We start from the raw sequence: 13,168 nt of genomic DNA, 5'->3' as shown, positions 1-13,168 counted from the left end.
GGACGGGCATGCACATCAACTGGAGTGCACTCGGTGAGGTAGCCCTGGTCAGCCTGGTCTTCGGAGTGGGGCTGGCCGTGGTGTTCGCCTTCGGTGTGACCGCCATGGCGCGCCGGGCAGCAGCTATCGACGAGAAGCGGCCTGCACCGATGGTCGACACCGCAGTGGCGTCGCTGTGCTTCGCGGCATGCCTCGCTGCGGTGCTGTACGGGCTCTACCTGATCATCCCGCAGTTCCACTGACCAGTTAGCGGTTCCAGCGGCGTACTGCCTTGGCCACGTCCTTGGCCCGCACCGCATCGAGGTTCTGCTCCCAGGCTGTGAAGAGCCGGTCGCCGAGTTCGGCCGCGTCCAGACCAGCCTGGGGCCGAACCGCGACCGCCCACGTCGCAGCGGCGGCGTGACCCTGCTGGTGCAGCAGGTGGTTGACGGTCGCCTGGATGCGCCGTCGGTCCTCACCGGTCAGGCCGCGAGCGGCCCAGTCCTGCAGGATGGCTGCGTCGTCGCACGTCATCTGGGCCAGGTAGGTCAATGGCCCGCGCCAGAAGCCGCGGTGGCCGATGCTGTCCAGGCTCTCCAGCGGGAACCAGCCGTTGGCGCAGCGGCGGCCGTTCACCGCGGCCTCGACCTCCCGTGCGCGCTCGCCGTCCAGATCCCGCGTCGACCAGTCGATGAAGTAGGCGCCCGCGTCCGGGATGTGCTCGGCGACGTGCGGCGCCACCACCAGCGTCCCGGGGTCGAACAGTCGCAGTTCTTCCGGTGAATCGAACAAAAACCTTCCCCCGCCCAGCACAAGGCAAGCAGCACAGAAATCCCCCAGATTCCTGCCTTGTCAATAACAAGAGCCCTTCGTACCCCTAGTGGCGGGTAGGGGTCAAGGCCTTGTCCGAGGCTACTGCCGCCGTTCCGCCCGCCGCGCGAGCTCCTCGCGGTCCAGCCGGTCGGCCTCCTCGGGCGTCGGCGCGGAGCCGCCGTACGCGGCCGGCAGCCACCAGGCGCCGGGCGGCTGCTCGGGGTAGGCGCGGATGGTGTCGTCGAGCATCTCGGCCATCGTCGAGCGCAGTACGGCGGTCGCCGCGACCGGATCGTCGTCCGCGGTCACTGTCATCGGCGTACCGACCGTGATGGCGATCGTGCGGTGCCGGGAGAAGTCCTTCGGATGGTCCTTGGTGAGCATCCGCTGGGTACCCCACAGGATCAGCGGAATCACCGGTACGCCGGCCTCCGCGGCCATCCGGACCGTGCCGGACTTGAACTCCTTCAGCTCGAACGACCGGCTGATCGTCGCCTCCGGGAACACTCCGACCACCTCACCGGCGCGCAGATATCGCACCGCCTCCTGGTACGACGCCTGTCCGGCCGACCGATCCACCGGAATGTGATGCAGCGACCGCATCAGCCAGCCCGAGTACTTGTTGCGGAACAGCACTTCTTTGGCCATGAACCGGACCAGTCGCTTGCTCGGCAGCGCGCCGTACCCGCCGAGGACGAAGTCGACGTAGCTGATGTGGTTCAGCGCGAGCACCGCACCGCCGGTCCGCGGCACGTTCTCCGTCCCGGCCAGCTGGAAGTTCACATCCAGCACCTTGAACGCCGTACGGGCGAAACCGATCACGGGCGGATACACAAAGTCGCGCATCGTAGGAACTCTACTAAGGTATTGCCGATAACTGGAGATCGCGGGAGCTCGCACCGAAGTGGGCTGAGAGGGCGGCTGGAGGAATCCGGCGCCGCCGACCGCCGAACCTGTCCGGGTAATTCCGGCGTAGGGAGCACAGCAAGTGACAACTATCGGCACCGTACGACCGACTGTCACCACCGGCCCGATCTCGGGCTCCGAGAAGATCTATCGCGGCGAACTGGGAGTCCCGGCGCGTCGTGTCCACCTCACCAACGGCGAGTCCTTCGACCTGTACGACACGTCCGGGCCGTACACGGACGCGTCGGCACAGATCGACGTACAGGCTGGTCTGCCCGCGCTACGGCGCGAGTGGATCGCCGGACGGACGAACCTGACCCAGCTCGCGCATGCGCGCGCCGGCACCATCACCGAGGAGATGCGGTACGTCGCGCTCCGGGAGAACATGGATCCGGAGTTCGTCCGGTCCGAGGTGGCGCGCGGCCGCGCCGTCATCCCGGTGAACCGGCGGCACCCCGAGAGCGAGCCGACCATCATCGGCAAGAAGTTCCTGGTGAAGGTGAACGCCAACATCGGCAACTCCGCCGTCAGCAGCTCGGTCGAGGAAGAGGTCGAGAAGCTCGTCTGGGCCACCCGCTGGGGCGCGGACACCGTGATGGACCTGTCCACCGGCAAGAACATCCACGAGACCCGCGAGTGGATCCTGCGGAACTCACCCGTCCCGATCGGGACGGTGCCGCTCTATCAGGCGCTGGAGAAGGTGAAGGGCGATCCGGCCGCGCTGTCCTGGGAGGTCTACCGGGACACGGTGATCGAGCAGTGCGAGCAGGGTGTCGACTACATGACCGTCCACGCCGGCGTACTGCTGCGGTATGTGCCGCTGACCGCTCGGCGGATCACGGGCATCGTCTCGCGCGGTGGTTCGATCATGGCCGCGTGGTGCCTCGCGCATCACCAGGAGTCCTTCCTGTACACGCATTTCGCCGAGCTGTGCGAGATCCTGCGCGAGTACGACGTGACGTTCTCGCTCGGTGACGGCCTGCGGCCGGGGTGTATCGCGGATGCGAACGACGAAGCCCAGTTCGCCGAACTGCGGACGCTGGGCGAGCTCACCAAGATCGCCTGGGAGCACGACGTACAGGTGATGATCGAAGGCCCGGGACACGTGCCCATGCACAAGATCGCGGAGAACGTGCGGCTCGAGGAGGAGCTCTGCGGAGAGGCGCCGTTCTACACATTGGGGCCGTTGGCAACTGATGTGGCGCCGGCGTACGACCACATCACCAGTGCGATCGGGGCGGCGCAGATCGGTTGGCTCGGTACGGCGATGCTCTGCTACGTCACGCCGAAGGAGCACCTCGGTCTGCCGGACCGCGATGATGTCAAGACTGGTGTGATCACCTACAAGATCGCTGCCCACGCTGCGGATCTGGCCAAGGGGCACCCAGGTGCGCAGGCCTGGGACGACGCGTTGTCGACGGCCCGGTTCGAGTTCCGCTGGGAGGACCAGTTCAACCTCTCGCTGGATCCGGACACCGCTCGGTCGTACCACGACCAGACGTTGCCGGCCGAGCCCGCGAAGACCGCGCACTTCTGCTCGATGTGCGGTCCGAAGTTCTGCTCGATGCGGATCACCGCCGACATCCGCAAGTACGCCGAGGAGCGCGGGCTGACCTCGACCGAAGCCATTGAGGCAGGCTTCAACGAGATGTCCGAGACTTTCAAGGCCAATGACAGCAAGGTCTATCTGCCGCTGGCCGACTGACGCCGCTGCGGTATCGAGCAGGCTGAGGTGAGTTTCTCCCGGCAGGGTCGTCACGTCCGCGTGCGGCGCCTGCCGGGAGAACTCGGCCAGCTTCGGCATTCTGTGCGAGCGCCATGTTCACCGTGTACCGGTTCACCATCCCGGACTGCCGCGCGCGACTTTCCCGGTGTCGGAATGCAGGCCGTAGTCCGGGGCGAGGAAGACGTACCCGGCTATCGCGTCAGGGAACCGGTTCAGGCTGTTGAGGATCAATCCGGCCCCGGCCGAATGTCCGCCGGGTTCGTATCGCCACCTTGGCACCGTAGGCCGATGACGCCCGGTACGGCGGTTTCTGGGCCTTTGGGGCAGGAAAAGCGAGCTTTTCGGCCTTACGCGGAGTGAAATCGTCCGGTGCGTCGAGATGCGGAAGTGCCCCGATTGAGCGGAGAATTGGGGAATCGGCTGCCTTGCGGAGTGACTACGGGGAGTGATCGGGTGAACCGATTCAGGTTTTTGCCTTCACTCAGCGTGAATAAGACTGTAGCCTTAACTGATCGGGGTGGTGGGGCGGGGAAGGTATTAAGAGAGGCCAGTCAGGAGGTGCAGGCAAGTGGTCTTCGTTCTCACGGTAGATCAGCGCGGCAGCCGAATCAGCGGTGATCTCGTACCCGAGCTACTGAATCATCTGAATCGCAGGCCCCGCCGGCGCGGCCTGCTCCGCAAGTTCGAGCGGACCGCGGGCGACGAGGTCCAAGGCGTGTTGTCGGAGGCCAAGGCAACCATCGACGTGATCCTCGACCTGCTCCGTCGCGACTCCTGGTACGTCGGACTCGGGATCGGCGACGTGTTCGACCCCCTCCCGCGCAGCACGCGGGCCGGTAACGGGGACGCGTTCGTGTTCGCCCGGGACGCGGTCACGAAGGCGAAGTCGAGCCCGCATCATGTCAATGTGTGCGGTAGCGACGAGCAGGTGGCCGACCAGGTCGAGACGGTGCTCTGGTTGATGGCGTCGGTGCTGCGCCGGCGGAGTGACCGCGGGTGGGCTGTCGCCGACCTGCTGGCAGAGGGACTGACACGACGGGAGATCGGCGTGAAACTGGGGATCAGCCAATCTGCGGTGACGCAACGGGCTCAGGCGGCTGGAGTGGCCGAGGAGCAGCGTGGGCGGTTGCTGGCGACCGAACTGCTCGCACGTGTCGAGGTTGCTGCGTGACGGCGCTTGTCCTGGCGCTCACAGGAGCCGCGCTGCTCCTCGCCGTACTGGCTTGGGTGCCGAAGGCCGGTGCGACGGTGGAGGTGATCCTCAGCGGCCTGATGCTGGCCTGTCTGATCGCCGCCGGTCTGGTGCTGCTCTACGGGCACGGAGTGGTCGGCTGGGACGAGCGCTGGTGGAATGTGCTGCTCCTGCTGGCCGGAGGGCTCGCAGTGACCGGAGGCGGCCCGCTGACGACTTCTGTGCTCTCTTTGGTTGACCGGGGCAACACCAGAGCCCAGTCCACGCAGAAGGCTGGTGAGGTGCTGCGTGGCGGCGCCCTGATCGGTTCTCTCGAGCGTGGTGCGATCTTCGCGGCCCTGGTGGCCGGCTGGCCGGAGGGGCTGGCCATCGTGCTGGCGATCAAGGGGCTGGCTCGCTACCCCGAGCTGCGCAGTCCTGACCAGCCCGCCTCCGTCACACCGCAAGCGGTGGCCGAGCGCTTCATCATCGGCACCTTCACCAGTGTGCTCTGGTCAGTAACCTGCGCCGGCTTCCTGCTCTCCCACTGACTGGACGTAGGTGTTGAGCACCTTGTCGTGCAGGGTCTGCTTCTGCTCGTCCCACAGCGGCCAGAGCGAGTCGATCAGCGGGACGTAGGCGAAGACCACGGCCAGTACCTCGCGGCCGAACGTCTTGCCGGGACCGATCGGCTGCAGCGTCGCACCGTCGACCAACCGAAGCTTCAAAGCGCTCTTGCCGACGCTCTGCCCGGTGTTGCCCTGCCGGAACACCCGGTTCCAGAGCCACAACCCGAAGCTGATCGCCATACCGAGCAGGAACGCGATCACGGACCAGGCCTGCGGGGCGTCGTTCTCCTGGTCCATCCGGGAGAAGACGTTCACGATGAACAAGATGTAGCCGATGGCGGCCGGGACGCCTTCGATCAGTCTGTCGATCAAAGCCGCACCGACGCGCGGCAGCCACTCCGCCAGCGGCGGGACGGGGGTGTAGCCGTACGGGGCGCTCATGTGCTGACGACGATGTCGTTGACGATCTTGTCGTGCCAGGTCTGCTGCTTCTCGTCCCATAACGGCCAGAGCAGATTGATGAAGCACAGGTAGTTGAAGAAGTAGGCGCAGATCTCGCGACCGAGGTTCGGGCCGAAGCCGATCAGTTCACCGGTCTGGATGCTGATCACCCGCGATCCGGTCATCTTCTTGCCCAGCGACTGACCGGTCCGGCCCTGCTGGACCACCCGGTTCAGGAACCAGATCACCCCGGAGGCGATGAAGCCGAGCGTCAACGGCAGCCCGGCGCTGTCCGAGTACTTCGGGTTGGTGCTGATCGAGATGGTGACGATCAGGGCGATCCCGGTCGGGAAACCCTGCAGGACGCCGTCGATGAGCGAGGCGCCCACCCGCGTCGTGTAGCCGACCGGCTGACCGGGCAGTGCGAAGCGGTAGCCGCCCTGTCCCGAAGGGCCTTGCGCATAAGGGTTGTAGCCGGGCTGGATGTGTCCACTGGGCTGGAACCCACCACCGGGCTGACCGGGCGGGTACTGGTTCGGCTGGCCAGGCGGGTACTGATTGGGCTGACCGGGCGGCGTGGACCCGTCGTACGGGCCGGACGGAGGGGTGGTCACCTGAATTCCTCTCTGGTGCTCAACTACGGGCTGCAAGGCAGGTTACTGTGGTGCGGTGAGCCATGGCGTCGTACTCCGCCCCGCTGGACCGGTCGAGCCGGTGGACCGGCGCGTACAGGGGCTCGCGATCGTCGGTGTCGGTGGTTTCGCGTTGGCTGGGGTCTATCAGCTGACCGGGCTCGGCATTCCGTGCCTGCTGCACGCCACGACCGGTCTGAACTGTCCGCTCTGCGGATCGACCCGGATGGCTGCGGCCTTGCTCCGTGGCGATCTGAACGCCGCCTGGCACTTCAACCCCGTCGTCCTGGTGCTGGGCCCGCTGATCGGCCTTGCCGTCGGCTACCAGGTGCTGTCCTGGGCCCTGGAGGCGCTGCGCCTGGTGCGGCTGCCACGGCTGACGATGAGCCCGCGGGTGGTCGACTGGCTCACCAAGGCAGTGGTCGCGCTGCTGATCGTGTACGGCGTCGCCCGCAACCTGAACTGACTTCGCCCGTGAAATGACAGGCGCCGGGCAGCGTGAGCCACCCGGCGTCCGTCAAGCCTTGAAGGTCAGCGGTTGCCGACCAGGCCGGTGGCGTAGCCGATGATGCCGAGGATCAGGAAGGCGATGCCGCCGATCCAGGCCACCTTGGCCAGCGTGTCCGACTGGCCCTGCTCGCGGTACTTGCTCTGCGCGAACAGACCCAGGCCGATCGCTGCCGGGGAGCAGCAGAACCAGCAGACGATGCCGATGATCGACAGGATCATCGGGGTGTTGCTCGGCGCGGCCTGGGCGCCGTACCCGTAGCCAGAGTTCTGGCCGCCCGGGTAGGAGGCGTAGCCGCCCGCACCGGCGCCAGGCTGGCCGGGCTGCTGCCCGTAGGCGCCCGGCGTCTGCTGGCCGTAGCCAGGCGCCTGCGGCGGCTGCTGGCCGTACCCAGGCTGCTGGGGCTGGCCGTACTGTCCGGGCTGACCTGGGTAGGCGCCCGGCTGCTGCTGCCCGTAACCGGGCTGCTGCTGGCCGTAACCAGGCTGTGAGCCCGGCTGGCCGTACTGTCCCGGCTGGCCGCCCGGAGTCTGGCCCGGGGTGTCCTGCGGGTCGTTCTGGTCATCGCCGGGAGGCGTCGGAGTGCTCACCACTGTCCCTTCTGAAACGTCGAAGAATCCCTGCAGACTATCTGGGCCACAGGTTCAGGGTCACGTACCCGCGCCGCCGGGCGCGGGTCCGTGAGATCGACGACTCAGCCGAAGCGGCCGGTGATGTAGTCCTCGGTGGCCTTCTCGGTCGGGTTGGAGAAGATCGCCTTGGTCGCGCCCATCTCGATCAGCCGGCCCGGCTTGCCGGTCGCGGCCAGGTTGAAGAACGCGGTCTGGTCGGAGACCCGGGCCGCCTGCTGCATGTTGTGCGTCACGATCACGACGGTGAACCGGTCCTTGAGCTTCTCGATCAGGTCCTCGATCGCCAGCGTGGAGATCGGGTCCAGGGCCGAGCAGGGCTCGTCCATCAGGATCACCTCGGGCTCGACCGCGATCGCCCGCGCGATGCACAGCCGCTGCTGCTGACCACCGGACAGACCGGCACCCGGCTTGTCCAGGCGGTCCTTGACCTCGTTCCACAGGTTGGCGCCCTTGAGGGACTCCTCGACGACCTGGGCGAGCTTCTTCTTGTCCTTGACCCCGTTCAGCTTCAGGCCGGACGCGACGTTGTCGAAGATCGACATCGTCGGGAACGGGTTCGGCCGCTGGAACACCATGCCCACAACCCGCCGTACGGCGACCGGGTCGACGCCCGTCGCGTACAGGTCCTGCTGGTCCAGCAGCACCTTGCCCTCGACGCGGGCCCCCGGGATCACCTCGTGCATCCGGTTCAGGGTCCGCAGGTAGGTGGACTTGCCGCAGCCGGACGGGCCGATGAACGCCGTGACCGAGCGGGGCTCGATCGTCATCGACACATCCTCGACGGCCTTGAAATCGCCGTAGTAGACGTTGAGGCCGCTGACCTCGATGCGCTTTGCCATATCGACTCAGAACCTCTCTGATTACTTCGACTTGATGGTGCTGAACCGGGCGACCAGCCGGGCCAGCAGGTTGAGGACAAGAACCAGCAGGATCAGGGTCAGGGCCGCCGCCCAGACCCGGTCCGCGGCCGGCTGCAGCGCCAGCTCGGTCCGGTCCTGGTTGATCATCGTCGGCAGTGCGCCCATGAAGCCGTTGAACGGATTCGTGTTGATGTTCTTGGAGTAGCCGACCAGGATCAGCAGCGGCGCGGTCTCACCCATCACGCGGGCCAGACCGAGCATCACGCCGGTGACGATGCCGCCGAACGCGGTCGGCACGACCACCTTCAGGATCGTCTTCCACTTCGGCACCCCGAGCGCGTACGACGCTTCCCGGAGCTCGTCGGGGACCAGCTTCAGCATCTCTTCGGTGGACCGCAGGACGACCGGCAGCATCAGCAGCACCAGTGACAGCGACACCGCGAACCCGACCCGGTTGAAGCCGAAGACGGTGATCCAGACCGCGTAGATGAACAGCGCGGCCACGATCGACGGCACCCCGGTCAGGATGTCGACCATGAAGCTCACGACCCGGGCGGCCTTGGTGCCCTTGCCGTACTCCACCATGTAGACCGCACCCATGACGGCGATCGGTACGGCGATGACCGCCGTGATCAGCGACATGATCAACGTGCCCATGATGGCGTGATACGCGCCGCCGCCCTCCCGCCGTACGGTGATGCCGCGCTGCGACTGGCTCCACCAGTCGGCGCTCAGCAGCAGGTGGTAACCCTTGCTGACCACGGTCCACAGGATCCACAGCAGCGGGATGATCGCCACCACGAAGGCGAGCACGATCAACACGGTTGCCAGCGTGTTCCGGAACGCCCGGGCCCCGGACTTCCCGGTCAGGTCCAGCGCCTTCCCGTCGTACGCCGGCTTGTTCTCGACGATGGCCGTCATACTGACGCTCCTTCTCCTGCACGGCGGGTCCGCCGCGGCCGCTTGGCGCCGGGGGCGCTGCGGGCGACGATCAGGCGGGCTGCGGAGTTGACCAGGAAGGTCACCACGAACAGCACCAGACCGGCGGCGATGTAGGCCCCGGTCTTCTCCGGCGAGTCGAACTCGGCCGCGTTGTTGGCGATCTTGGATGCGAACGTCTCGCCACCGGCGAAGATCGACGAGGTCCACGGGTCGTTGCCGTTCGGCACCGTCAGGATGATCAGCACGGCGACGGTCTCACCGAGCGCCCGGCCCAGGCCGAGCATCGCGGCGCTGGTGACCCCGGAGCGCCCGTACGGCAGGACTGCCATCCGGATCATCTCCCACTTGGTCGATCCCAGCGCCAGCGCGCCCTCGCGGTGCGCGATCGGCGTCTGCGCGAAGATCTCCCGGCTGATCGCCGTGACCACCGGCAGGATCATGATCGCCAGCACCACCGAGGCGGTGAAGACGACCCCGACGTTGTCGCCGACCGGCTTGTCGAAGAGCGGGATCCAGCCGAGCGCGGAGGACAGGCCGTTGATCACCGGCCGCAGGATCGGCGCGAAGAACAGGATGCCCCACAGGCCGTAGATGATCGACGGTACGGCGGCCAGCAGGTCGACCGCGTGGGCGACCGGCGCGGCCAGCCGCTTCGGCGCGTAGTACGTGACGAACAGCGCGACCCCGATCGCGATCGGGACCGCGATCACCATCGCGATGATCGAGCTGATCACGGTGGTGTAGAACATCGCCGCGATCCCGAACCGCGGTTCGGCGCCGCCGGGCTCCCAGATCCGGGAGAACAGGAAGCTGCTCTTGTCGTCGGCCAGCGCCGGGATCGCCAGCGCCAGCAGGAAGATGCCGACGAACGCCACGATCGCGACCACCAGGCCGCCGGAACCGCGGGCCAGGCCGGAGAACAACCGGTCGCCGAGATGACCGACCGGGCCGAGCTCGAGCTTCGGTCCGGTCGCGTCGGCGGTCCTGGTGGTCTCACCGTCCGCGTGCTCGGCGGCGAGTGCGTCGAAGTGCGGCGCCGGGCCGGGCGACCCGATCACCAGGTCCTCGATCTGTGGTTCTGCTCCGGCGGCTGCCGGATCCGCCGGCCGGTCGGGCGGGGCCGTGCCGTCTGGACTACTCATCGATGGTGCTCCAAGCGCCTTGGGTCATGGACTGCGGGGGTCGGTCCGACGAGGCGAAGCCCCGGCCGTCCTTGTCGGACCGGCCGGGGCTCGCATCACTGCAGGTTCTTACTCAGCGGATCGGCTGGGTCAGCTGATCGTCTGGATGGCCGCGTCGACCTTGGTCCGGATCTCCTCCGGTAGCGGCGCGTAGTTCAGCTCGGTCAGCGCACCCTGGCCGTCCTTGCCGGCGAAGTAGGTCAGGAAGCTCTTCACCAGCGCGGTCTTCTCGGCCGGCAGGCCCTTGCTGCAGGCGATCTCGTAGGTGACCAGGATGATCGGGTAGGCCCCGGCCTCCTTGGTCGCGTAGTCCAGCTTCAGCGCCAGGTCGGACCCGGTGCCGGCCGGCTTCGCGGCGGCCAGCGCCTTACCGGCGGACTCGGCCGACAGCTCGACCGGGGTGCCCGAACCGTTGTCGATCTGCGCGACGCCGAGCTTGTTGTCGACGGCGTACGACCACTCGACGTACGTGATCGAGTTCTTGGTGCTCTTGACGCCCTCGGCGACACCGGCGGACTTCTCCTTGCCCGCGCCGGTACCGGTCCACTTCTTGGCCGGCTCACCCTTCCAGGCGCCACCACCGGCGGCCTTCAGGTACTTGGTGAAGTTCTCCGTGGTGCCGGACTCGTCCGAACGGAAGAACACCGAGATCGGGGCCGTCGGCAACGTCACGCCCGCGTTCAGCTTGGCGATCGCCGGGTCGTTCCAGGTCTTGATGTCACCCTGGAAGATCTTCGCGGCGGTCGCCCCGTCGAGGACGAGCTTCTGCACGCCGTCGAGGTTGTAGGCGATCGCGACCGGGCCGATGACCATCGGCAGGTTCAGCGCCGGGTTGGTCTGGCAGCGCTTCGCGGCCTGCGCGGCCTCGGTCTCGCCGCCGTCCTTGGCCTCGGTCTTCAGCGCCGAGTCGGAACCGGCGAAGTCGACCTGGCTGGCGTTGAACTGCTTGATGCCCGCGCCGGAACCGGTCGGGTTGTAGTTCACCGTGACCTTGTCGCAGGTCTCGTTGTACTTGCTGATGACCTCTTCGATCGCGTTCTTCTGCGCCGAGGAGCCTTCGGCGTTCAGCGTGCCCTGCGGGCAGTCGGTCGCGCCGGTCGAGGACGAACCCGAGCTCGGGTTCGAGGAGCCGGACGGCTCCGGGTCACTGCCACAGGCGCTCAGAGCGAGCACACCGAGGGATGCCACGGCGACGGAGCCGACGCGGAGCAGGCGATTCACGAACACGAGAGTGTTGCCCTTCTGCGGGAATCAAGACTTCTGAACTTCCACAGACGGTAGGGAGACCAGGTGACTGGGTGGCCCGTCGCCGGTAAACGACCGGTGAACGGTTCCGGCACCGTAAACGACGCCCGGCGTGCCACCAGGCAGCCATCAGGTGAACTGAGTGAGCACTCGTCACTCTCCGTATCGAAAAACGGTCATTTGCTCACATTTAGGTAACGCTCAGCGCTCACTCAGTAGACGGTCAAGGTGAAGTACGACGTGCTGGTGGCCAGCACCGGCAGCCCGTTCACCTTCACCGCCGGAGTGAGGACACGGTAGCGGGTCGTCCCGGCCGGCGCCGTGGCGCGGAACTGAATGCTCACGGCACCCTTCCTCAGCGCCAGTTCGCGAACGTACCGCCACTGCTTGCCGTCCCATTTCTGCAGGGCGGCCTTCAGGTCCAGTGCAGGCTGGACGTTCACCTTCAAGTTCACCATGCGGCCGGCGCGCGCCTTCGAAGCAATGATCCCGCGGGTGTAGATCCAGGCGATCGTCTTCGAGGACTTCGCTGTCGTCGACGCCGCCGGTGTCAGCTTGATCGACGACTGAGTGATCTGCTTCGACGGCAGTACCCACAGCCGGTACTGACGCCCACCCAAGGACGCGATATGGGTGTCGAACGGCTCGCGCACATTCCCGTCGTACCGGCCGTAGGTCTTCCAGGGCGCGGTGCTGTTCGGGCGGGCCTGCAGGTGTACCAGCGTGCTGATGTTGGTCAGGTTCGACTTGAGGGTGCTGTCGATGTCGAGCACTTGGGAGTAGCTCCCCAGCGCGGGCACGGTGAACGAAGGCGTCATGGTGCCTACCTCGACGGCACGCTCGAGCCACGGACCGTTGCTGCCGTCCTTGCTCAGAGAAGCCTCGCGCCACTCGTTCCCGGCGTACAGGGTGATCTTGGCCGGTCGCGGTCGCGGCGGCACCGTGAACGACGTCGAGCCGGCTGGAATCGGCATCCGCTCGACGGGCGAGCCCGGTACGGCGATCTGCGCGCCCAGGTACGTGTCCGACGCCGGACGATCCAGCGGATCGTTCGGATTCTTGTCCTCGATCGCAGGCTGCTTCCAGCGCACCAGCTGCACCGATCCGTCGGCCAGCAGGTTCGCGTCCTCGATGATCGGGTACACCGGAATCCGGGTGTCGAACTCCACGCTCGGGCTCATCGGGCCGTTCTCCCCGGTCGTCTTCCGGGCGAAAACATAGATGACGGCCCGATCCAGGTCCATGAACCTCGACCGGTCGATCAGCAACTCGTTGGCCCCGCCCGCCACCGTGCGGCCGCTGGTCTCCACGAAGCCGGTCCCGGGGTACCGCGTCCAGATCTCGTTCGCGGCGCCGTCGTCGTTCCAGGTGACCCGAACTTTGTCACCGGCCCACGCCACCTGAACGTCGGTGGGCGCTACCGGATCCGCGGCCCAGGCGGATGTGGGCAGGCCTGCGGTGAGCAGGAGGGCGGTGGTGCCGATGGCGGCGAGTTTGCGCATGTGTGGGGTTCCTAGCGGACGGTGAGAGTGAAGGGGGAGCTGGTGCTGGCTTCGATGGGGA

Annotated in this window: 15 protein-coding genes and 1 riboswitch; of the genes, 5 read left to right on the top strand and 10 right to left on the bottom strand. The window is 66.8% G+C overall.

Annotated features, from left to right (window positions below; all coding sequences use genetic code 11):
- The first annotated feature begins 8 nt into the window (after positions 1–8).
- Complete coding sequence (locus ACIA49_RS40470; RefSeq protein ID WP_391542311.1) at positions 9–242, top strand: hypothetical protein; 234 nt, start codon at positions 9–11, stop codon at positions 240–242.
- A gap of 4 nt (positions 243–246) precedes the next feature.
- On the opposite strand, the gene ACIA49_RS40465 is transcribed toward ACIA49_RS40470, so the two are convergent.
- Both ACIA49_RS40465 and ACIA49_RS40460 read right to left on the bottom strand, forming a co-directional pair.
- Complete coding sequence (locus ACIA49_RS40465; RefSeq protein ID WP_396383670.1) at positions 247–771, bottom strand: hypothetical protein; 525 nt, start codon at positions 769–771, stop codon at positions 247–249.
- 120 nt (positions 772–891) lie between these two features.
- A complete protein-coding gene (locus ACIA49_RS40460) occupies positions 892–1,638 on the bottom strand; it encodes a lysophospholipid acyltransferase family protein (RefSeq protein ID WP_396383669.1) in 747 nt (248 codons plus the stop codon).
- A 30-nt stretch (positions 1,639–1,668) separates the two neighbouring features.
- A riboswitch (TPP riboswitch) is annotated at positions 1,669–1,788 on the top strand.
- On the opposite strand from ACIA49_RS40460, the gene thiC reads away from it, so the two are divergent.
- The 3 genes from thiC to ACIA49_RS40445 all read left to right on the top strand — a co-directional run bounded on the left by thiC (position 1,781) and on the right by ACIA49_RS40445 (position 5,146).
- Positions 1,781–3,403: a phosphomethylpyrimidine synthase ThiC gene (gene thiC, locus ACIA49_RS40455; protein ID WP_396383668.1), complete on the top strand. Its 1,623-nt coding sequence runs from the start codon at positions 1,781–1,783 to the stop codon at positions 3,401–3,403. It overlaps the preceding riboswitch by 8 nt.
- 589 nt (positions 3,404–3,992) lie before the next feature.
- Positions 3,993–4,595, top strand: a complete 603-nt coding sequence (locus tag ACIA49_RS40450) for a SatD family protein (RefSeq protein WP_396383667.1) — start codon at positions 3,993–3,995, stop codon at positions 4,593–4,595.
- Positions 4,592–5,146, top strand: a complete 555-nt coding sequence (locus ACIA49_RS40445) for a hypothetical protein (protein ID WP_396383666.1) — start codon at positions 4,592–4,594, stop codon at positions 5,144–5,146. Before ACIA49_RS40450 ends, ACIA49_RS40445 begins: the two co-directional genes overlap by 4 nt.
- Here ACIA49_RS40445 and ACIA49_RS40440 read toward each other — a convergent pair.
- Together ACIA49_RS40440 and ACIA49_RS40435 are read right to left on the bottom strand one after the other, a co-directional pair.
- On the bottom strand, positions 5,111–5,605 hold the full coding sequence (locus ACIA49_RS40440) for an RDD family protein (protein WP_396383665.1): 495 nt from the start codon (positions 5,603–5,605) through the stop codon (positions 5,111–5,113). The two genes, ACIA49_RS40445 and ACIA49_RS40440, sit on opposite strands and share 36 nt — an antisense overlap.
- The gene (locus tag ACIA49_RS40435) at positions 5,602–6,219 is read right to left on the bottom strand and encodes an RDD family protein (protein ID WP_396383664.1); all 618 of its coding nucleotides are present in this window, start codon (positions 6,217–6,219) and stop codon (positions 5,602–5,604) included. Before ACIA49_RS40435 ends, ACIA49_RS40440 begins: the two co-directional genes overlap by 4 nt.
- Before the next feature lie 55 nt (positions 6,220–6,274).
- On the opposite strand from ACIA49_RS40435, the gene ACIA49_RS40430 reads away from it, so the two are divergent.
- Positions 6,275–6,703, top strand: coding sequence for a DUF2752 domain-containing protein (locus ACIA49_RS40430; RefSeq protein WP_396383663.1), 429 nt, complete (start codon positions 6,275–6,277; stop codon positions 6,701–6,703).
- 65 nt (positions 6,704–6,768) lie between these two features.
- Here the strand turns inward: ACIA49_RS40430 and ACIA49_RS40425 are convergent, their stop codons facing one another.
- The 6 genes from ACIA49_RS40425 to ACIA49_RS40400 form a co-directional block, all read right to left on the bottom strand.
- Positions 6,769–7,335, bottom strand: a complete 567-nt coding sequence (locus ACIA49_RS40425) for a hypothetical protein (RefSeq protein ID WP_396383662.1) — start codon at positions 7,333–7,335, stop codon at positions 6,769–6,771.
- Between the two features lie 104 nt (positions 7,336–7,439).
- A complete protein-coding gene (pstB, locus tag ACIA49_RS40420) occupies positions 7,440–8,216 on the bottom strand; it encodes a phosphate ABC transporter ATP-binding protein PstB (RefSeq protein WP_396383661.1) in 777 nt (258 codons plus the stop codon).
- 21 nt (positions 8,217–8,237) lie between these two features.
- Entirely contained in the window at positions 8,238–9,158 is a 921-nt protein-coding gene (gene pstA / locus ACIA49_RS40415) for a phosphate ABC transporter permease PstA (RefSeq protein WP_396383660.1), read from the bottom strand.
- On the bottom strand, positions 9,155–10,321 hold the full coding sequence (gene pstC / locus ACIA49_RS40410; RefSeq protein WP_396383659.1) for a phosphate ABC transporter permease subunit PstC: 1,167 nt from the start codon (positions 10,319–10,321) through the stop codon (positions 9,155–9,157). Before pstC ends, pstA begins: the two co-directional genes overlap by 4 nt.
- Positions 10,322–10,450: 129 nt before the next feature.
- Complete coding sequence (pstS, locus tag ACIA49_RS40405; protein WP_396383658.1) at positions 10,451–11,581, bottom strand: phosphate ABC transporter substrate-binding protein PstS; 1,131 nt, start codon at positions 11,579–11,581, stop codon at positions 10,451–10,453.
- A 236-nt stretch (positions 11,582–11,817) separates the two neighbouring features.
- Positions 11,818–13,107 (bottom strand): hypothetical protein, encoded by a 1,290-nt coding sequence (locus tag ACIA49_RS40400; protein ID WP_396383657.1) that lies wholly within the window; start codon positions 13,105–13,107, stop codon positions 11,818–11,820.
- Positions 13,108–13,168 lie beyond the last annotated feature (61 nt).

This window comes from Kribbella sp. NPDC051587 (assembly GCF_044453945.1).
Classification (GTDB): domain Bacteria; phylum Actinomycetota; class Actinomycetes; order Propionibacteriales; family Kribbellaceae; genus Kribbella.
The sequence above is the reverse complement of the archived record's forward strand: the minus strand, read 5'-3'. Positions and strand labels throughout refer to the sequence as shown.

Excerpts from the sequence above, each read along its gene's own strand:
- pstA (WP_396383660.1), bottom strand. The coding sequence starts at position 9,158 with ATGACGGCCATCGTCGAGAACAAGCCGGCGTACGACGGGAAGGCGCTG.
- ACIA49_RS40470 (WP_391542311.1), top strand. The coding sequence starts at position 9 with ATGCACATCAACTGGAGTGCACTCGGTGAGGTAGCCCTGGTCAGCCTG.
- ACIA49_RS40460 (WP_396383669.1), bottom strand. The coding sequence starts at position 1,638 with ATGCGCGACTTTGTGTATCCGCCCGTGATCGGTTTCGCCCGTACGGCG.
- pstB (WP_396383661.1), bottom strand. The coding sequence starts at position 8,216 with ATGGCAAAGCGCATCGAGGTCAGCGGCCTCAACGTCTACTACGGCGAT.
- pstC (WP_396383659.1), bottom strand. The coding sequence starts at position 10,321 with ATGAGTAGTCCAGACGGCACGGCCCCGCCCGACCGGCCGGCGGATCCG.
- ACIA49_RS40400 (WP_396383657.1), bottom strand. The coding sequence starts at position 13,107 with ATGCGCAAACTCGCCGCCATCGGCACCACCGCCCTCCTGCTCACCGCA.
- ACIA49_RS40440 (WP_396383665.1), bottom strand. The coding sequence starts at position 5,605 with ATGAGCGCCCCGTACGGCTACACCCCCGTCCCGCCGCTGGCGGAGTGG.